The organism is Clostridium sp., assembly GCF_036660475.1.
Classification (GTDB): Bacteria; Bacillota; Clostridia; order Clostridiales; family Clostridiaceae; genus Clostridium_J.
Genome location: NZ_JAVXAO010000009.1, coordinates 137189 through 157960 on the forward strand (window position 1 = coordinate 137189; position 20772 = coordinate 157960).

Consider the following 20772-nt stretch of genomic DNA (forward strand, 5'->3'; position numbering starts at 1 on the left):
TATTTTAACTTGGCTTTAGTTTACCTGAAAAAACCTTTAATTTCTCTATAGTTTCAATCTGACTATGAAATACCACGGGTTCAATTTTGAAGTTATATAAACGTTCTTCAAACTTTATAAATATGTCGCAATCTAAAGCATCTAACTTTAGCGCAAATTCAAAGACATTATTTTTTATTTCTTTTTCATATATAGAATCCAATTCTATATAAATGTTTTTAATGTCTTGTTCGTCTTTTATTTTTCTTATTTTTCCCTTTAGAATATTTAGAAGATATTCCAATGAAATTTTTTGTCCCCTACCCCTACACTGTTCACATCGCTTAAACACATAATCACATATGGATTTACCATATTTTTTTCTAGTTATTTGCACTAAGTTTAATTCTGTAAATGGATATACTTTAGGACTATTTTTGTCATCTATAAATTCTTTTCTTAATATATCAATAACCTGATTTTTATCTTCTACAGATTTCATATCTACAAAATCTACAAGTATTATACCACCAAGATTTCTTAATCTTATCTGCCTTACTATCTCAATAGCTGCCTCTTTATTTGTTATTAAAATAGTATTCTCCGCAGTTGTAGATTTTGTATTTTTAGCCGTATTAACATCCACTACTGTCATAGCTTCAGTATGGTCTATTACAATGTTCCCACCACTAGTAAGATTTATTTTATTATGTCTTAGCACTAATATTTCTTTTTCTATAAGATAATTATCAAATATTGATAGAGTTCCTTCATAGAGTTCTACCTGTATATTAGCTATTTTTTTCTTTTCAATTAAATCCTTATAGTAGTTATAGTCTTCTAAATGATCTACAACTATATTTGCACCGCCATCAGTGAAATTCCTCATAACTCTACTTAGTATTCCATTATCCTTGTATAAAGGGCCAACCTTAGCTGAGTAAATAAACTTGTTATGCATTTCATTATACCTATCCACCAATTCATCAACTTCAGCTTTAAGGGTAGTAAAATCTACACCTTCTGCTTTCGTTCTAATAACAACCCCAAGCTCATCAGGCTTTAATAAGTTTTCTTCTATTAATTCCTTGAAATTAGGGGTTCTTATCTTTCTTGATATTTCAAAACGGTTATGTTCATTAGTTAGTACTACATAGGTTCCTGGAATGGATATATTTTCAGTAACTTTGGGCCCTTTTTTACCAAGTTCCTCTTTTACTATTTCAACCATGACTTCGTCACCTTTTTTAGGTGTATTTCCATGTAATTTCCCTTCAATTGACATATAACAATTTTTCTCATATCCAATATCAACAAAGGCACAGTGCATAGCAGGTACAATGTTTTTCACTACACCCTTATATATATCCCCAATTTTGGGGCTATTAGTTTCTTCCTCAACAAAACATTCTCTTAGAATGTCTCCCTGCTTTATTGCAACCTTTAATAATGATTCTTGTCTTTCAATAAATATATTCTTCACGAAACCAACTCCTAGTTATGCTGAAAAGAACTCACTTAATGGAACTAACTTTTCATTCTTCAGCCCATACATTTCAATTCTTTTTATATCAACAAAGGTATCTTCCTTTACACCCTCTAAGTGAATTTTAACAAAGTCACATAATAAACTAGCAGATAGATTTTCTCTACTTCCACAGCATATAATAGCTTCTAATGTTAATACTCCATCTTCTATTGAATGCTTTAATTCTTTAACTAATGGTTTTATATCAACTTCCTTTTCTCCAGATTTTGTTTTCTTTAAAATTTCCCACTCTGGAAGTGACATTATAGAATTAAAGTCTGCAACCACTCCATCCTCTAGCTTAATTTTCATTATATACTTTGCACCATCGATGGCAGCCATAGCTTGAGGACTCTTCACACCCTCTTTTTTCTCTACTTTTGTAACCTCTAAGAATTTAACCCCAGATACTGAATTTTCATTTAACATATCTAAAATATGATTTTCTGAAAGTTCTTCTGTAAGTACGGCATCTAGATATTCACCTATAGAATATACCCCTACGGATAATGGTTGTGCTATAGATATAGTCATATGAGGATTGAATCCCTTTGAATACTCTATAGGTAATCCTGATCTTCTTATAACTCTTTGTATTGTTCTCATTAAATCTAGGTGAGATACAAACTTAATCTCGCCTTCCTTACTGTATTTTATTAAATAACGCACCGTCAAAACACTTCCCTTCCTTAAAACTAGTATTTATTCCACACCCTGAACATTGTTGTCTGCAATCTGGTGTTAGAACTAACTCCTTAGCCTTATCATTTTCACTGATTAGGTATCTTTTACTTACACCTATATCTATGAAGTCCCATGGAAGTATCTCTTCATAGCTTCTATCTCTGTATGCATAGAAATCTCCATCTACACCACATTCTTCAAGGGCCTCCATCCAAAGTTCAAAGTTAAAGTATTCTCCCCAACCATCAAATCTAGCACCCTTTTCAAATGCTTTTATAAGTACATCACATAACCTTCTATCACCTCTTGCAAATACTGCTTCTAAGTAGCTAAGTGGTGAGTCATGCCAGTTATAGTTAATAGCTCTACTCTTAATAGAATCACGAAGGCTAGAAATCTTTTCTTTTACTTCTGGCATTTGATTCATTGGAGCCCATTGGAATGGAGTAAATGGTTTTGGTACAAATATAGAAGTACTAACTGTTACTCTTAACCCTCTTTTTCTTACCTCTTTAGGTACATTGAAATACTCATCTACAACCTTTTGTGCAAGATCACCTATACCAACTACATCTTCTACAGTTTCATAAGGAAGTCCAACCATAAAGTATAATTTAATTGTAGACCAACCCGCTTCAAAGGCACTTCTAGTTGATTTTAATAAATCCTCTTCAGTTACTCCCTTATTAATTACATCTCTCATTTTTTGACTTCCAGCCTCAGGCGCAAAAGTTAGTCCCGTTTTTCTTACCTTTTGTATTTCTTTTATAAGATCTACTGAAAACGCATCAATTCTAATAGATGGTATAGAAACACCAATCTTATCTTTTCCATGTTTTTCAATTATTGAAAATATAAGATTTTGTATATTTGAATAGTCACATATGCTTAAAGAACTTAACGAAACTTCTTCATATCCCGTATTCTTAATAAGAATCTCTAGTTCTGACATAAGCTTCTCTGTACTTTTTTCTCTAACTGGTCTATATATCATTCCCGCTTGGCAGAATCTACATCCTCTTGTACATCCTCTAAACGTCTCCATAACTATTCTGTCGTGGATAATTTCAGTGTATGGAACTATGAATTTTTCTGGGAATGTATTTTCATTGAAGTTTGTAATTATTCTCTTCTTAACTGTTTTAGGCACATCCTCATATTTAGGTGTCATTTCATTTATTGTTCCATCTTCCTTATAAGTTACATCATATAAAGAAGGTACATAAATTCCACCTATTTTTGAAATTGCTCTTAAGTACTCGGCCTTTGGTTTACCCTTCATCTCTTTATAAACATCTAAGATATCATTAGTAACCTCTTCACCTTCACCTAATACAAACACATCTGCTATATCATGTAGTGGTTCTGGGTTATAGGCACAAGGCCCTCCCATCATAACTATCGGGTATTCCTCGCCCCTCTCCGAAGCTCTAAGTGGAATATCACACATATCTAACATGTTAAGTATATTTGTATAACTCATCTCATATTGTAATGTAAATCCTAATATGTCAAAATCTCTAAGTGAATCTTTGCTTTCAAGAGTGCCTAGTGGTATGTTTCCATCTCTAAGTAATTTTTCCATATCTGGCCATGGAGCAAAGCACCTTTCACAGTAAGTGTCTTCTCGCTGATTCATTACATAATATAAAATTTTTGTTCCAAGATGTGACATTGCTACTTCATAAACATCTGGAAAGCAAAATGCATATCTAATATCTACATTATTTTTATCTTTATTATAAGAATTTAACTCTCCCCCTATATACCTTGCCGGTTTCTCGACTCTATATAGAATATCATCTGAAATTTTATTCATTTTGTATCCTCCTTAAGTTAGGGTATATCTAAATAACTGATCATTATTTTACATACCTAATTCAACTATTCATTTTATCATAAGCACATAATATTTCAAGTAACTAACTACTTTTAAACAATAGATTTGATATACTTACTATGACTAAATACCCTTTTAACACACTTTAGCTTTCTAATAACTCTTCTAGAGTTATATTTCCCAGTTCTTTTATGCCATTTAGTATATCCTCCTCATATAAAATACCTAGTACATTCATATCATCGTCTAATACAGTAAATACATTATACTTGTTTTTATCTATTAATTCTATTACTTGCAATATATTTAATTTATAATACACCGACATGTTCTTATTTTCTAAATATCCTCTACGTATAAATTTTTCTTTTTTCTTTATAATATATCCCATAATTATATACGCTATCCTCCTCTTTTCCCTATAAGAAATCGTCAATATAAACACAGAAAAAAAGGCAAGATTTACATTTAAATCCCCTTTGTATGCAGCTATTAAAAATAGCCCTCCAAATATATATCCAATTACTATACTTATATTTAAAGAAACTTTATTTGCCTTCTTAAATATAAGCTTTAAATTTAAGAGACTTCTTAGTATTCTACCACCATCTAAAGGAAATGCCGGAATAAGATTAAATATACCTATAACTAAATTGTAATTTCCAAACTCTATAAGGCAAGATATTGAATAATATTTACCTATAAAATAACTGACTATTGCAATTAAAAAATTCCCAATAGGTCCACTTAAAGATATGATAATATCATCTTTAGGACTTGCCTCTTCTAACTCCTTAAACTTTAAAGATGTTCCCATTGGGAAAATATCTATAGAAAAGCCAGAATAACCTAGTATTCTAGCTGTTATTAAATGTATACCTTCATGTATCATTATTATTATAAATCCTATAGTTAACTTACTTTTAAAGCCTACAATTAATATTAATATTATATACGGTATAAAGTATTTATTAATTCGTATCAACGGCTGCCCCCTAGTAATATTGCTACTCCATAGTTTCTAAACTAAAACACTTTCCAGGATTTAATACACTCCCCATATAAAATACCTCTATACTTACTTCGCTATTTAATTCATAAACAGATTTTCCAATCTTATCATTTGAATTTACTTCCATTCCATTTGTAACTGTAGCCTCACTTAATCCTCCATATTCTATTTCAATTCCATCTCCATGAGCTATAAGCACAGTTATGTTATCACCTGAAGTTACTGATTTAACCTTACCTGCATATGCCGACTTTATCTCAACCTCATCTACTACTCCCACTAACAATCTACTACCCTCAACACTAACTTTATTACCTTCCTTAATCATTACTGGGAATGTATAATTAGCCTTTATATATTCTTCTTTACTCTCCTCCATCGTTACAAAGGATTTAACTTCATTAAATACTTGTATTACATTTTCCTTACTAAATAGATGTGATGCATTTTCCAAAGTAAATACTTCTGATATATTTTCCATACTAATAGTACCTTTATCAAAAACACCTTGGTTTATATATGCTATACCCTTATCACACGCTTTACTTATGGATCCACCTGGATATACTTTAGCTGCTAATATCCCTATAATAAGCACAACTACAACCGCGGCTTGAATAATAAATATATTTGCAAACCCTTTCCCCATAACATTAAGATAAATCGGAAAATAATTTTTAATGTCACCTTTATAACTTACATTTTTACCATTTTTATTTTTACTATATCTTTGTGGTACATACCCCTTGCTATTCCCCTGTTTTTTTATACCCGAATAATATTTTTCATAATATTCATTATAAATACCCACTAAAATTCCCCCTCATTGGTTTTATATTTACTAATCTATGTATATTAAAAACTTTACAATTTATGAAAATAATCCAAAAAATAAAAATAAGCCTCAATTTCCATTGAAGCTTATTTTATACTTATTATTTACTATGTTCTCTTAACGATGGTCCTAAAAACCTTATGATTTATATTTTCTAATAAATTTAAATCTATCTAGCCCTTAGCGCTTTCATAAATACTTCCGCACTACCTAGGTTTGTGGCAAGTGGTATACAATGAACATCACAAAGCCTTATAAGCGCTGTTACGTCCGGTTCATGAGGTTGCGCTGTTAATGGATCTCTCAGAAAAATTATCATATCCATGTTTCCTTCTGCAAGCTTTGCTCCTATTTGCTGGTCTCCACCTAATGGTCCTGATAAAAATCTATGAACTGTGAGCCCAACTAATTCATTAAGAAGTTTCCCTGTGGTTCCTGTAGCATATAGCTCATGACCTTCTAACACCCCTCTATATCTTTTAGCAAAATCAATCATATCATCTTTTTTCTTATCATGCGCAACTAATGCAACTCTCATATACATCCCCCTAAAAATTAATTTTATTTTTCCTCATCCCTATATTTAAAGCCAATCCTAAAGAAATAAAATTGGTTAACATAGAACTTCCACCATAACTTACGAAGGGTAATGTTATTCCTGATATAGGAAGAATTCCTATGGTCATCCCTATATTTTGTATTATAGAAAATAGTAATGAAGCTACAACTCCTATGACTATAACACTTCCTGCTAAATTCTTGGAATTTTTTGCAATGTTTATAAGCTTATATAAAAGTATAGCATATAAACTCAATAGGAATATCGCACCCATTAGTCCCCATTCCTCACCTATTACAGCAAAAATGAAATCTGTATGGTTTTCTGGTACAAACTTATATTGCTTTCCATTCATAAATCCTAACCCAAATATCCCACCAGAACCTATTGCTATTTTTGATTGAATTAATTGTAATCCTTCACTCAATTCATATTTTTTTGGATCAAATACTGATAATATTCTTATCTTCCAATATTCCTTCATTATCGGTGAATTCCATATTCCTATAATAGCTACTGAAATTGAAGTTAATCCACCTGCTATTATTCTCCAATCCAAGTTTGCTATAGTCACTATACCAAGCATGATAAAAAAAGATACCATGGTAAGACCCATATCTGGCTGTATAACTATTAGAATCATTGGTATTGCAGCATAAAATGCAATTTTAGATAGAGTTTTTACATTGTTTATTTCACCCTCAGCATCTTCAATAACTTTAGCCACCATTACAATCATACCGATCTTGGCAAATTCTCCCGGTTGTATAGCTCTTTGTCCTATGCTAATCCATGCATTAGCACCATTAACAGTCTTTCCAGTAACATCATTAATAAATAGCAAGGTTACTGCTGCCCAGTAAAGTAAAGGTGCATAATTTAATAACTGCACATAATCCACTGTCAATATAAAGTATACTGCTACAAGTCCTATAATCAGCCAATAAAATTGTAATTTAGCGTAATCAGCTCCAATAGCTGAATATATATTAACTATTCCAAATAGTACAATTAAAACTACTACGGTTAAAATACCAAAATCAATATTCTTTACAAGCTTGTTATTTATCTTAAAGTTCGAAAATAATCTCATAATTTTTACATTCCTCCAAATATGTTATAATTCAATCCTTACATATGTACTCATTATAACATAAGACAAAAAAAAAGCCATGAAAAACACAGCTTTACATACTATCTAGCCTTAACTTTTTTAATAGGTATACTTGCTATAAGCGATGGAGAACTACCTTGATATTCATCACTGGTAGTCAGTCTAATTTCTATTGCTTCTCCACTGTCTATCTCTGCATAATTTGATATAGTTTTAAGAAGTTCCATTTTAATATTCTCCAAAAAATCCGGTGAAATAGTTGCCCTATCATGAACAAGAATTAATCTTAATCTATCCGTTGCAATATCCTTTGACGATACTTTTGTTGAAAAAATTTTAAATAAGTCCATATCTAGTTCCTACCTCCTCCAAATAGCTTTTTTATTGCCCCCATAAATCCCTTTGGACAGTATATTTCATCAAAATCTATAAAAGGAACATCCTCACCTAAAATTCTTTTGCCAATATCTTTAAATGCTTGTCCGGCATAAGCTGAACTATCTAAAACTATAGGTTCTCCTTTATTTGTAGAAATTGTAACCTTTCTATCATCTGGTACTACTCCTATAACTTTAATCGCTAAACATTCTTTTATATCTTCTATAGTTAACATATCCCCATTTTTAGCCATTTCAAAATTCATTCTATTGACTATAAGCTCATGTCTTTCTATACCCTTTGCATCTAATTTTCCAATAACTCTATCTGCATCTCTAACTGATGTAATCTCTGGATTTACAACTACTATGGCCCAATCAGCACCTACAATTGCATTTTCAAAACCTTGTTCAATACCAGCAGGACAATCTAGGATTACATAGTCAAATTCCTCTTTTAACTCCGTTACAATTCTTAGCATTTCATTTATGTCTACATCATTTTTATCCCTAGTCTGAGCTGTTGGCAAAAGAAATAAATTGCTAAACCTTTTGTCCTTTATTAACGCTTGCTTTAATCTACATTTTTCTTCTATAACATCAAGAAGTGTAAATACAACTCTATTCTCAAGTCCCATAAGCACATCCAAATTCCTAAGTCCTGTATCTCCATCAATTACAACTACTTTTTTGTCCATCGATGCTAAAGCCGTTCCTATATTTGCCGTAGTCGTAGTTTTACCTACTCCACCCTTACCAGATGTTATTACGATAGCTTCTCCCATTTAACAATACCTCCACTTATATGTATTTATTCACCAAATATGGCTCTACAACAATATTTCCATTTTTTATTTTAGCTACTTCCGGGTATTTCGGCTTCCCAATATCCTCCGGTGACCTAGTTATTACATTAGATATCTTCATTATCTGTGGCGTTAGTTCAAATGCTGCAATTATTGCATTATTATTTCCAGTTGAACCCGCATATACACAACCTTTTATAACTCCAAGAACTATAATATTTCCTTCTGCATATACCTCAGCTCCAGAATTTATATCTCCTACAATTACAACATTCCCTGAGTATTCAAACCGTTGTCCACTTCTTATTGTTTTCTTAACAAATTTAGTTTTACCCTCTATTACACCATTGAAAGTTTTTAGCTTAACTTCTCTAGTATCAACGAATGTACAATCCTTTATAGTAAATTCATCATATAAAAAACTTCTTATAGTTCTTAAATCTCTAGCATCCAAATATGCTAATTCGATAGTCATTTTTATGCTTGAATTACTTAAAAACTTCCTTCTGGTATCTAATTTCCCTCTCAAAGTTGCAATTAAGTGATCCATAGAACTAAATCTCTTAATATCTACATTTAAATTAAGACCATCTTTTTCACCTTTTAATTTTATTCCTTCATCCTGCATATGCAACCTCCACATATCGAGATATTTTTACTATTTCAACATTCACTAGCCAAATTCCTTCTTTATATCTTAAAAATTAAAGTTTCTTGTTGAAATACCTAAATATTTTCAAGTCTTATGACCTTTTCCTTTAAATATTTTAAAAAAGATAACAGACGGAACGAACCCACCTGTTATCTTTTTAAAATATTAACCTAATTTTTTATTACTTATATTTAAAGTCATAGCTAGGATTAATTTTTAATATCTCTTCTTTAAAATAAGCTTCAAACATAGCTTTAGCAATATTACCTTTACCATGTCCTCCATCATAAATAATTGAAACCACTATTATTTCCGGATTATCATAAGGTGCAAATCCTACATATACACCGGCAGCATCTCTTCCTACCGCTCCCTGTTTCTTAGCATCAATTATGTTTGAGGTTCCTGTTTTTCCTCCATTAGTGATTGGAAAATCTTTAAGGATAGCTGCAGCAGTACCACTTTCTCCCCCTGTAACCTCTTTCATACCTTGTTTTATTATTTCTATATTTTCTTTCTTAAATTCAGCTTGACTAATAAGTTTAGGCTCAACATCCTCAATTATCTCTCCTGTTTCTCCATCTATTATTTCATCAACCAATTTAAGTTCATATCTATCTCCACCATTTAAAAGTGTAGCAACATAACTTGCAAGTTGTAATGGTGTAAACTGGTTCATACCCTGACCAATAGACGCATTATAGGCATTTGCAGGTGTATTAATATCACTGTAACCATCAATAACACAATAAAGCGCCTCTTGAGCGATACTACTGATATCTTGTTTTGTATACCCACTATTACTTAGTTCAGGGTTTGTATTTATTATGTCTTCAACCAAGAAAGTAAATCTTTCAAGATTTTCATCATCTCTAGATTTTTCGTCTTTCTTAATTTCTTCCTTTATAGCATCCACCAAGGCTTTTTTCTTTGTATTTGTTAATTTGATTTGGTCTAACTCTTTTCCCTTACCCGTTTCTTTTTGTTGTACTATATCAAACGGCTTATATGATGCAAGTCCAGCCCTTGAGCTTACTCCTTGCTCTAAAAAATTTACTAATTTATTTATATATACACTTGCTAAAGTACTTTTACTTGATTCATAGTTATATACTTGACCGAAATTTTCCTGAATTTCTATACCTGTAGCTGCTGCTAAATCACTACCTGATGGTACTCCAAGGCCTAACTTCCATCCGTACTCTGCAATAAAATCAAGAGTATTTATATCTCCACCAGTTTTTTCATATAATCTATCCGCTACTTCATAAAAGAAATAGTTACATGATACCTCTAGTGCCTTTGAAACATTTATTGCACCATGGGAACCATGATACATATTATATATCCAACAATTACCTGAATAGTTATTTTTCTTATATTGACCTACATCATTTATTAAGGTATTTTTATCAATAACACCTTCTTCAAGTCCTGCAAGGGATGTAACTGCTTTAAAAGTTGAACCTGGAGGTACTAGCGATAACGTTCCATAATTATAGAATGGTTTTGGGAATATATCATATAGATCTTGTCTTATGGTCGTATTTCCTTCTATACTTTGGTCTATTGGAAATATCCTATTTAAAAGTATTTCTTTTCTTTCATCTAACCCTAATGTTCTTAACTCCTCATCAGTTAAAATACCTGATTTATTAGCTAAGCCTCTTTTGTCAATATATTCTCTTCCTTTAATTTCTAAATTTGGACTAAAATACTCCTCTGACAATTCCGGAGTTAATTTACCAGGAATCGTAAACACATTAGGGTCAAATCCAGGCTTACTCGCCAAGGCTAAAACCTCTCCAGTGTTTCTTATAGCTATTGCTGCTCCCCTGGTAGCATTAGTGGTATCTGCATCATTTGACGCCGTACCAAGCTTCTGAAGTTCCTTTAAAGCATCATCTAAAGCTTGTTCTGCTGCTCTCTGTATATCCATGTCAATATTTAGTTTAACTGTATTCCCTGCATAAGCTTCAACCTGACCTAAGGTTTTAACCCTACGCCCTTGCTTATTTATCTGTATACTTTCTTGCCCCTTAGAACCTTTAAGATACTTTTCATAAGCCCCTTCTATTCCTGTACTACCTACTTGATCTGTACTTATATCATAACCTTTTTCTTCATATCTTGCCTGTTCCCACGGATTAATCTTAGACATATATCCCAAAAATGCTGATCCTAGCTCACCTTCTGGATAATATCTGATAGGTTGGGTATCTATAATTATTCCTGGCAATTCTGGCTGTAATTGTTCAAATATAAATGCAGTTTCTTGATCAAGGGTATTTGCTATAACTACTGGACTATATCCAGTAAAGCTTTGCATTTTTATAGCATCCTTAATCACTATAAGTTTTCTTTCTTCTTTTAGGTCTAATTCATAGTACCTAACTATATCATAATTTTTTTCCAACGTTCTAAATGCCTCTTCTGGAGTAATTTGAAGAAGTAACTCATCCACTACCTTTGCTTCTTCAGGATTTATTTGTGAAACCTTTTTATCTTCTCCGAATTGTTCTCTTACTATAGCTTCATCAAAGCCTCTATCTCTTTTAAATCTTAACTCTAGCCACCTTCTATTAGCCTCATCTGCAGATTTAAAATTATATTCTAGCTCTCCCTTACTATTTACTATAATGGGAAAGTCATCAACCATAGGTATATTTTTTTCATCCAATATATCTAAAGCCCTAGTGATAGTTTTAAAGAAGTATTTCTTACTTTCTGTGGTTTCACTAAACTGCAAAACATAATTTTGTTTACTAGTAGCTAATATACTTCCATCTTTATCTAAAATATTACCTCTAGCTGCAGTCTTAGCCACATTTTTATAGTTTTTACTATTTGCCTGTTCTCTATAGTCCTCAGCCATTACTACTTGTAGATAAAGTAATCTTCCTAAAATAATAAAAAAGATTACTCCCATCCCCACATAGAATATGTTATATCGCTCAAGACTTCCTTTATCTTTATTACTTTTTCTTACACTATTTTTCCTTATATTACGCTTCCTTGTACTCATATTAGAATCTCCATTCCTTTTTTATAGTTTTCGTCTCACTAAATTTAAGTATCATCTTATATATAAATAAGGCTATAACCATCTCATAAATAGCTTTATAAAAAATTATACTCAAAAAGTTATTACTAATATTTAACAGTATTAGTATTCCAAAAACTCCAATACTCTTTATTATACTTAATAGGAATGTGGAGACAATAGGAATAATAGATTTTTCTTTGAAAATATTTTTACCAATTTTAGCTGCAATTAAACAAATAAACATGTTTGTTAGCATGTTTATACCTATTACATTCAGAAAATACACATCCTGTAACGCCCCTACAAATACTCCAACTATAACAGCTTCTGTATATCCATTTATAATGGAATAACAAATCATAAATACAAATAGACTACTTGGATATATATTATTTATTGCAAAAAAAGGCACTATTGAGTTATCCAAAATAAAAAGGGTGATTATTATTAAGAATAAATATATTACCTTCTTTGCTTTAATATCAATATTTAACATCTCTATCTTCCTTTGGTGCTATAATAATAAGCTGTTCAACTTTATTAAAGTCTACCATGGGTTTTACTATTGCACTCTTAGTGGCCTTGGCCCTATCCTCAGATACCTCAAGAACTTCACCTATTTTTATTCCCTTTGGATAAATTCCTCCTAATCCAGAAGTTAAAATCATATCTCCCTTTTTAATCTCCGAAGTTAGAGAAAGACCCATAATCTGAGCTAAAAATTTATCTTGATTTCCCTTGTATCCTTTTACTATGCCATTGCTTTCCTCAGTACTTAGCACATATCCTGCTACAGCAATATTTTCATTACAAAGGGATTGAACAATGCTCCAATTGCTACCAACACTGGTAACCTGACCAACTAGACCATCACCCTCGATTGCAATCATACCTTTTTTTATTCCATCATCTTCACCCTTATTAACTACATACCCATCCAGAAAATTATTTCCACTTACACTAACTATATCTGTTCCTATATAATTGTACTCATTATTAATCTGAGCGAAACTTAGCATATCTCTTAGTCTGTCATTTTCTTTTCTTAGAAGTTCATTTTGAGTACTATTCATTTTCAATTTTTCATTTTCTTCTTTTAAATTATCATTTTCTTCTTTTAAATTACTTATATTCAATATAAACCCAAAAGAATCCTTTATCTTATTACCCAATTTATAAACCGTTCCTTGAACTGAGTTTATCACACTACCTACACTATCTCCCACCACGGACATCTTGTCTTTTTGAACTGAATAACCAATTAGCCCCAAAAAGCATACTGACAGTAGTATAACTATTACTGCCAGCTTATTTTTTAATATCTTCATATTTATCTTCTACTAATAATATCTACATTATCTAATGCTTTTCCAGCTCCAATAGCAACACAATCAAGTGGTATCTCTGCTATGTTTACCGGCATATGAGTTTCGTGGGTTATTAGTTCATCTATTCCCTTTAATAAAGCTCCTCCACCTGTAAGCATTATACCTTTATCCATGATATCTGCTGCAAGTTCTGGTGGTGTTTTCTCTAGGGTAGTTTTAATTGATTCTATAATAGAGTATACAGGTTCTTTTAATGCTTCTCTTACTTCAGCTTCATTTATTTCAACAACCTTTGGAAGTCCACTTATTAAATCTCTTCCTCTGATTTGCATAACTTCTGACTCTTCACCTAAATCATAAGCTGATCCTAGTTCAATTTTTATATTTTCTGCAGTTCTTTCACCAATCATTAAATTATATTGTTTTTTTATGTACGCTATTATTGCCTGATCTAACTCATCCCCTGCAACTCTTAATGACATACTTGTAACTATACCACCTAAAGATATAATTGCAACTTCAGTAGTTCCTCCACCGATGTCTACAACCATACTTCCAGTAGGTTCATTAACTGGAAGCCCAGCACCTATAGCTGCTGCCATTGGCTCTTCCATTAAATACGCTTCTCTAGCTCCAGCACTTTTAGTAGCCTCGTATATAGCTCTCTTCTCAACTTCAGTTACTCCTGATGGGAAACAAACTACTATTCTAGGACTTTTGAAAGAATTTTTAGCTCCAACTTTTTCTATAAAATGTCTAAGCATTTTTTCTGTAACATCAAAATCTGCAATTACTCCGTCTTTCATTGGTCTAATTGCTACTATGTTTCCTGGTGTTCTACCAATCATTTTTTTAGCTTCGTTACCTACCGCTAAAACTTTACCAGTATTTTTATTTATAGCCACAACTGATGGCTCTCTTAAAACGATACCCTTACCTTTAATATATACTAATGTATTTGCTGTTCCTAAATCTATTCCCATGTCTCTTGCTTTTCCGAATAAACCCATAAAAAACATCTCCTTTCAATCTATACAATTCCTTTTTCTTTTAAACTCACATAAGCTTCATTTCCAATTATTAAATGATCCAAAACCTCTATACCAAGCATGGTTCCACATTCCTTTAACCTTTTAGTTATTAGTATGTCCTCATTGCTAGGTGTGGGGTCTCCAGATGGATGATTATGACATAGTATTACAGATGCACTACTTTGTTTTATAGCCTCTATAAAAACTTCTCTTGGATGAACAATAGAACTATTTAAGTTTCCTATTGAAATATCCTTAACTGATATAATTACATTTTTAGTATTTAGCATAATTAGCTTAAAATATTCTTTTTTTAAACTTTTCATTTGACCCATCATATAAAAGGCAGCATCCTTAGGGCTAGTTACTTTATATTCTTCCCCAGATTTAAAAGAATTAAATCTGGTTGATAATTCCACCAACGCCAAAATCTGAGTAGCTTTAGCTTCTCCGATACCCTTCACGACTTTTAGCTCTGTAATAGAAGGATTTGCAAGTCCATTAATTCCACCACAATGGGATATCAATTTATCACATAGGGTTAGAACATTATCTTCTCGCGTGCCCGTTCTTAATATTAAAGCTAACAGTTCTGAATTTGACAGATATTCTGCTCCATACCTGAGAATTTTTTCTCTGGGTCTTTCATTTTTAGGTAAATCTTTAACTCTTAGTTTGTATTCCATAACTAACTCCTTTATAGATTTACCCCCATCTCCCTCAATAACAAAAATACAGTATTCAAAGGTAATCCCACTACATTATAATAACAACCATCTATTTTCTCTACAAAAACTGCTGCATCATCCTGTATTCCGTAGGCTCCAGCCTTACCATTACATTGACCTGATTTTACATACTTTATTATCATATCATCACTGATTTCCATAAATTTAACTTCAGTACAAACACTCTTGGTAACACATTTCTTTGTTTTGCTATTTAATAAAGCTATTCCAGAATAAACTTTATGTATATTCCCACTAAGCTTTTTTAGCATTTCAAAGGCATCTTTATCATCTGTAGGTTTACCAAAAATCTTACCTTTTAAATATACTACAGTGTCACATCCCATGATAATATTTTCATCATTAGTTTTATCAAACAATACATTTTCAGCTTTTCCTTTTGCTAAGGTACAAACATAATCCTCTATATCACCATTAAACTCTAAAGAATCTTCATCAAAATTACTAACTTTAATTTCAAAGTTTTCCGTAATTCTTTTTAATAGTTCCTGTCTTCTTGGTGATGCCGATGCCAACACAATTTTCATAGTTTCCTCCTAGAATTTTTTGTATAATACTATTGCTAAAACTATTCCTATGATAGCCATTAAGTTTAACCCAAACCCTAATCCAAAGGTTAATTCTAAAACCTTCAAATCAATAACTAAAGGGTTTTTTAAGCCTATAAAATATGTCTTACCTAAAATTTCTAAGCCATTAAAGGTATTACCTAAAAATTCGCCTATAAAACTTCCGGAAATGGCGCCAAGTAGTATTATAAACACATATTCCTTAGCACTTTTATACACTTTTCCCATAAAAATATCCCCCAGTATATTCAAAATCTCCAATATACCATAACATTCATGCTTATATTTTATATCTAATATAGTTTAACATTTAATATTTTTTTACACAAGGCTATAACAAACTTTTTAAGCTTTTTTTATAAATTAAGGCTATTTGTAACTCATTGTTCACAAATAGCCTTATAATTTTATTCTTTTATAGAAATATATATTTTATATCCTAATTTATTTCTTAAATTTTATCAACTTACCATAAACGAACTTATATATATCTTGTATTTTAGATTTATCAACTTGATCCGAAAGTGTATTAATATATTCTTTCATTTCTGTTACAGAAGAATATTCTTTCATAGTTGGTTCAATAGCATTTAATTCTAAGGTCCATTTTTTAAGATCTGCCGTATTTATAGATTTAACTCCACTATCTGAAGCCTTATTTACAATTTGTAAAAGACCTTCGATAATTTCACACAATTGAGTCGTTGATCCATCTTCTAGTGGAATATTTATTGTAACCTTAGTATTATTTACACTTTTTTCTTTTAAAAGCCCCACTCCACCTTCAATATTACCACTGGAATATATTCCAAAACAAACCTTCGAAAGTTCTCCCTCTTCGCCTATAAATGGTGTTCCAATATCATCTAACTTAGACATAAGCTCCGAAGCATTTTCCTTAACCTTAAAAACTCCGCATTGCAATATATAAAAATCATAAGACGAAATTGACACTTCACCTGCTGTAGGATTATCACCCTTACTAACGTCTCCATCGCTATTGTTTTTAGATGGTTCACCAACCACTTGTCCTTCATCACTAGGCGTCTCAAATCCAAAATTACCAGAATTTTTCAATATAACCTTAGCTACAAACGTACCTAATAATAATGCAATTAATAAGGTTATTGCTAGACAAAAGAGAAAATTATTACCATTATTTTTCTTAGGTTTTATATTGTATCTTGTGTACTTCACTTTATCCCCCCTTAATAATACCGACTTCCACATCTATTTAATTATAAGTTGAAGTCCCCTATTAATTTATATATATATACCACTCAAAATATTACCTTTTCAAAGTATTTGCATACAAAAAAAAATCGACACAACATGCCGATTTTTAGTTTTCTAAGACAAATGTCTTCACTTATAATTTACAACTATTTATCTTGAAATTAAAGCTAATTTATTCACTATATTTAACTGATAATCTGACTATTCTTCTTATGAACTTTCTAGCTTTATCATAAGGCATGCCATTAATCTCCAAAAATTTGAATATTCCTAAATTGTTACTTTCAATAGATCTTAATACCCTATCTATTTTTATATAGTCATCTTCCTTCTGTCTCATAGAAGAGTTTGTCACATCACCACTCTCTCTAGATTCTCTAGTTATAATTTTTTCGCTCTCATCTATATATTTTTGAACATCGTCTTCATATTGTTCGTCTACATATATTTCCTTGGAAGATTCTTCATTTCTAGACTTTTCATCTACAAATGTTCCCAACTCTCTTCCAATTGGATTGGCGAAATTATTTCTCGGCATTATTCCCATCATCCCACACATAGATATAAACTCTTTCATTTCATTAGGTAAAGACTCATGTGTCATAGGTGCTAATGGTACAAATTCGTATTCATTATCAAAAGCCATGAACATACCCCCATTTTTATATTACAATAAAATGTATGCCCCTATACTATAATAAATTACTAAAAATCAAATAATGTCTATATTATCTCCAGGATTTTCTTTAAGCTTATCTATTGAATGTATATATCTATTAGTTGTAGCAATACTTCTATGGGCTGCAAATTCCCTCACCTTTTCTATTGTAGCCCCCTGAGTAATTGCTATAGTTATCGCCGTGTGTCTAGTTGAATGCACTTTAAGGACTTTATCAAAGTTACACTGCTTGCACACCTTTTTAATCATATAATTCAATGTACTCGGATTTAATTTTTCACCATTTCTGTTGTTAGTGGAATGACCTATAAATAAATATTCATCATCATGACCTTTGCCACTTCTATTTGTACTTTCTATATATTCCTCTATTAGCATTTTCACCTTCGGTTGAAGCTTGACCATATCTCCTTTATTCCCTTTTCTTGTGACCTCTATTATGTCATACTCTCCATACTTTTTTATATTTCCAATTTTTATATTTATCATTTCTGACTTTCTTAATGCAGTAGTTAAAGCTAATGCCATAATTGCTTTATTCCTCAAACCCAAGATTGTGCTAGTATCTATGCTACTTAACAATTCTCTACACTCATCCTCAGTTAAAAACTCTGTTACTTTATTCGTAATTGATGGTTTTTCTTCTTTCACATTTGCAAAAGGATTGAATTTTATTATTCTTTTGTCGCTGTAATTATCCTCGTACTTCATAAGCCATTTATAAAGAGCACTGAGAGAAGATATCTTCCGATTTATAGTTGCCGACGACAACTCCATAGCTTGTAAATCCATTATAAATTTTTGAACATGAAATATGTTTACTCTTCTAACATGTTCTAAACTTATATCAGACAAATTTTCCGTCCCGAAAAAATCTTTTATATCTCTCGCATACCCAATTGATGTATATTTACTTTTACCTCCCTTTATTTCTAAAAAACATTCTATAAAATGCTTTTGTCCACCTATATAAATATCTTTTTTATCATAAACCAATATTTCATTCATACTTTTCCTCCATATAATAAAAGAACTGCTAAAAGCAGCTCTTTTATTTCAATTATAACCCTTCCACTATAGTCATTATCTCTTCAAGTGCAAGTTCTTCATCAGTTCCATTTGTTGTTAACTTTACTGTATATCCCTTGTTAACCCCTAAAGATAATACTCCTATAAGGCTTTTTGCATTGGCACACTTACCATTGCATTCTATATTTACTTCGCATTTGAAATTTGTAGCTTTTTGTACTAGCAATGTGGCTGGCCTTGCATGAAGTCCCTGTGGATTGTTAATAATTAATTCCTTTGTTAGCATATTATTCACCTCATTTACGAGAATATTATTTTATGCCATTAACAAAGCTTTCTATTCTGTCTAATCCGTTCTTTATGTTATCTATAGATGTAGCATATGAAAGTCTAATAAAGTCATTTACCCCAAAAGCAATACCTGGTATTACTGCGACCTTTTCCTGTTCTAAAAGCAAATCGCTAAATACAAGAGAATCTTTAATTACATTACCATTAACTTCTTTATTTATAAGTTTAGATATATTAACCATAACATAGAATGCACCTTCTGGCTTTACACATGATAAGTTATTTATTGAGTTAATTCTATCTACCATAAAGTCTCTTCTCTTACCAAACTCTACTTTCATTTTTTCTACTTCACTTTGATCTCCATTTAATGCTTCTACAGATGCATATTGAGATATAGAACATGGATTTGATGTAGTATGGCTTTGTATATTTGACATTAATGCAGTTATTTTTTCGCTAGCTGCTATGTATCCAATTCTCCAACCAGTCATAGCATAAGCTTTTGAAACTCCATTTATTACTACAGTTCTATTATAAGCATCTTCTGACAAACTTGCTATAGAGATATGAAGATTTTCTCCATATAAAAGTTTTTCATATATTTCATCAGATATTATTATTATATCATTTTTCTTAGCAAACTCTGCAATTTTTTCTAATTCTTCTCTAGTATACGCTGTACCAGTAGGATTATTAGGACTATTCAAAATCATAGCCTTAGTATTTTTATTAACCGCCTTTTCTAAAGCTTCCACAGTTAATTTAAATGAATTACTTTCCTCCGTATCAACAAAAGTAGGAATTCCGTCAGCTAATTGAACAAGTTCAGGATAGCTAACCCAATATGGTGCTCCAATTAATACTTCATCACCTGGGTTCAATATAGCCTGAAAAATATTAGATAAACACTGTTTTGCCCCTGTTGAAATCACTATTTGAGATGTTTTATAAGTTAAATTGTTATCATTTTTAAACTTCTTCACAATTGCTTCTTTTAATTCAATTATTCCTGAAGCTGGTGTGTATCTTGTTTGACCTGCCTCCATAGCTTTTATTGCTGCTTGCTGAATGTTCTTTGGAGTGTTAAAATCCGGTTCACCGGCTCCAAATCCTATTACATCAATACCCTCGGATCTCATTTTTTTAGCTTTTGCTGTAATAGCTAATGTCAGTGACGGTGCAATTTTTGTTGCTTTTTCTGATAGTATCATTACAAATACCCCCTAATAATATTTCTTTATTTATACCTCAAAACACCCGTTTCTAGTATATGAAATTTCAATTCTACTACAACTTATCTTCCCTTCCTCATATCTTAATGAATTTTAAGATTCACTTCAGATATCTATGAAAGATAAGTTTCATAATTAAATCATATCATTTATTGTAAACGGTGTAAAGATTTTATGGTAATTTTATCATATC

22 protein-coding genes are annotated in these 20772 nt (G+C 31.3%); all 22 read right to left on the reverse strand.

Translation table 11 applies throughout. The annotated features are described in order from the left end of the window. Window positions 1-4: 4 nt before the first annotated feature. The 22 genes from RSA29_RS13125 to RSA29_RS13230 all read right to left on the reverse strand — a co-directional run bounded on the left by RSA29_RS13125 (window position 5) and on the right by RSA29_RS13230 (window position 20558). The gene (locus RSA29_RS13125) at window positions 5-1462 is read right to left on the reverse strand and encodes a ribonuclease E/G (RefSeq protein WP_346943895.1); all 1458 of its coding nucleotides are present in this window, start codon (window positions 1460-1462) and stop codon (window positions 5-7) included. 15 nt (window positions 1463-1477) lie between these two features. After that, window positions 1478-2176: a TIGR03936 family radical SAM-associated protein gene (locus RSA29_RS13130; protein WP_346943896.1), complete on the reverse strand. Its 699-nt coding sequence runs from the start codon at window positions 2174-2176 to the stop codon at window positions 1478-1480. Next, window positions 2151-4010, reverse strand: coding sequence for a TIGR03960 family B12-binding radical SAM protein (locus RSA29_RS13135; RefSeq protein ID WP_346943897.1), 1860 nt, complete (start codon window positions 4008-4010; stop codon window positions 2151-2153). The genes RSA29_RS13130 and RSA29_RS13135 overlap by 26 nt, the downstream gene beginning before the upstream one ends. Window positions 4011-4176: 166 nt before the next feature. Continuing rightward, window positions 4177-5016 carry a site-2 protease family protein gene (locus tag RSA29_RS13140; RefSeq protein WP_346943898.1) on the reverse strand — a complete coding sequence of 280 codons (840 nt, stop codon included), beginning with the start codon at window positions 5014-5016 and terminating at the stop codon, window positions 4177-4179. A gap of 22 nt (window positions 5017-5038) precedes the next feature. Further along, window positions 5039-5854 carry a M23 family metallopeptidase gene (locus RSA29_RS13145; protein ID WP_346943899.1) on the reverse strand — a complete coding sequence of 272 codons (816 nt, stop codon included), beginning with the start codon at window positions 5852-5854 and terminating at the stop codon, window positions 5039-5041. Window positions 5855-6047: 193 nt separating this feature from the next. Then, window positions 6048-6416: a methylglyoxal synthase gene (gene mgsA / locus RSA29_RS13150; RefSeq protein ID WP_346931870.1), complete on the reverse strand. Its 369-nt coding sequence runs from the start codon at window positions 6414-6416 to the stop codon at window positions 6048-6050. A gap of 10 nt (window positions 6417-6426) precedes the next feature. Then, window positions 6427-7530: a rod shape-determining protein RodA gene (rodA, locus tag RSA29_RS13155; RefSeq protein WP_346943900.1), complete on the reverse strand. Its 1104-nt coding sequence runs from the start codon at window positions 7528-7530 to the stop codon at window positions 6427-6429. 101 nt (window positions 7531-7631) lie between these two features. Continuing rightward, window positions 7632-7901 (reverse strand): cell division topological specificity factor MinE, encoded by a 270-nt coding sequence (gene minE / locus RSA29_RS13160; protein ID WP_346931868.1) that lies wholly within the window; start codon window positions 7899-7901, stop codon window positions 7632-7634. 2 nt (window positions 7902-7903) lie between these two features. Beyond that, window positions 7904-8713 (reverse strand): septum site-determining protein MinD, encoded by an 810-nt coding sequence (gene minD / locus RSA29_RS13165; RefSeq protein WP_346931867.1) that lies wholly within the window; start codon window positions 8711-8713, stop codon window positions 7904-7906. Between the two features lie 16 nt (window positions 8714-8729). Then, entirely contained in the window at window positions 8730-9362 is a 633-nt protein-coding gene (locus RSA29_RS13170) for a septum site-determining protein MinC (protein ID WP_346931866.1), read from the reverse strand. 205 nt (window positions 9363-9567) lie between these two features. Next, window positions 9568-12411, reverse strand: coding sequence for a penicillin-binding transpeptidase domain-containing protein (locus RSA29_RS13175; RefSeq protein WP_346943901.1), 2844 nt, complete (start codon window positions 12409-12411; stop codon window positions 9568-9570). Between the two features lies 1 nt (window position 12412). After that, window positions 12413-12928 (reverse strand): rod shape-determining protein MreD, encoded by a 516-nt coding sequence (mreD, locus tag RSA29_RS13180; RefSeq protein WP_346943902.1) that lies wholly within the window; start codon window positions 12926-12928, stop codon window positions 12413-12415. Further along, window positions 12915-13760, reverse strand: coding sequence for a rod shape-determining protein MreC (gene mreC / locus RSA29_RS13185; protein WP_346931863.1), 846 nt, complete (start codon window positions 13758-13760; stop codon window positions 12915-12917). Before mreC ends, mreD begins: the two co-directional genes overlap by 14 nt. A gap of 2 nt (window positions 13761-13762) precedes the next feature. Beyond that, entirely contained in the window at window positions 13763-14770 is a 1008-nt protein-coding gene (locus RSA29_RS13190) for a rod shape-determining protein (RefSeq protein WP_346943903.1), read from the reverse strand. Window positions 14771-14790: 20 nt separating this feature from the next. Further along, a complete protein-coding gene (gene radC, locus RSA29_RS13195) occupies window positions 14791-15477 on the reverse strand; it encodes a DNA repair protein RadC (RefSeq protein WP_346943904.1) in 687 nt (228 codons plus the stop codon). A gap of 11 nt (window positions 15478-15488) precedes the next feature. Then, window positions 15489-16067, reverse strand: coding sequence for a Maf-like protein (locus tag RSA29_RS13200; protein ID WP_346943905.1), 579 nt, complete (start codon window positions 16065-16067; stop codon window positions 15489-15491). Window positions 16068-16076: 9 nt separating this feature from the next. After that, window positions 16077-16337, reverse strand: a complete 261-nt coding sequence (locus tag RSA29_RS13205) for a DUF4321 domain-containing protein (protein ID WP_346931859.1) — start codon at window positions 16335-16337, stop codon at window positions 16077-16079. A gap of 216 nt (window positions 16338-16553) precedes the next feature. After that, window positions 16554-17306 (reverse strand): hypothetical protein, encoded by a 753-nt coding sequence (locus RSA29_RS13210; RefSeq protein WP_346943906.1) that lies wholly within the window; start codon window positions 17304-17306, stop codon window positions 16554-16556. Window positions 17307-17517: 211 nt separating this feature from the next. After that, window positions 17518-17991, reverse strand: coding sequence for a hypothetical protein (locus RSA29_RS13215; RefSeq protein ID WP_346943907.1), 474 nt, complete (start codon window positions 17989-17991; stop codon window positions 17518-17520). A 66-nt stretch (window positions 17992-18057) separates the two neighbouring features. Beyond that, complete coding sequence (locus RSA29_RS13220) at window positions 18058-19032, reverse strand: tyrosine-type recombinase/integrase (RefSeq protein ID WP_346943908.1); 975 nt, start codon at window positions 19030-19032, stop codon at window positions 18058-18060. A 52-nt stretch (window positions 19033-19084) separates the two neighbouring features. Next, window positions 19085-19339, reverse strand: coding sequence for an HPr family phosphocarrier protein (locus RSA29_RS13225; RefSeq protein WP_346931855.1), 255 nt, complete (start codon window positions 19337-19339; stop codon window positions 19085-19087). A gap of 25 nt (window positions 19340-19364) precedes the next feature. Continuing rightward, on the reverse strand, window positions 19365-20558 hold the full coding sequence (locus tag RSA29_RS13230; protein ID WP_346943909.1) for a pyridoxal phosphate-dependent aminotransferase: 1194 nt from the start codon (window positions 20556-20558) through the stop codon (window positions 19365-19367). Between the last annotated feature and the right edge of the window lie 214 nt (window positions 20559-20772).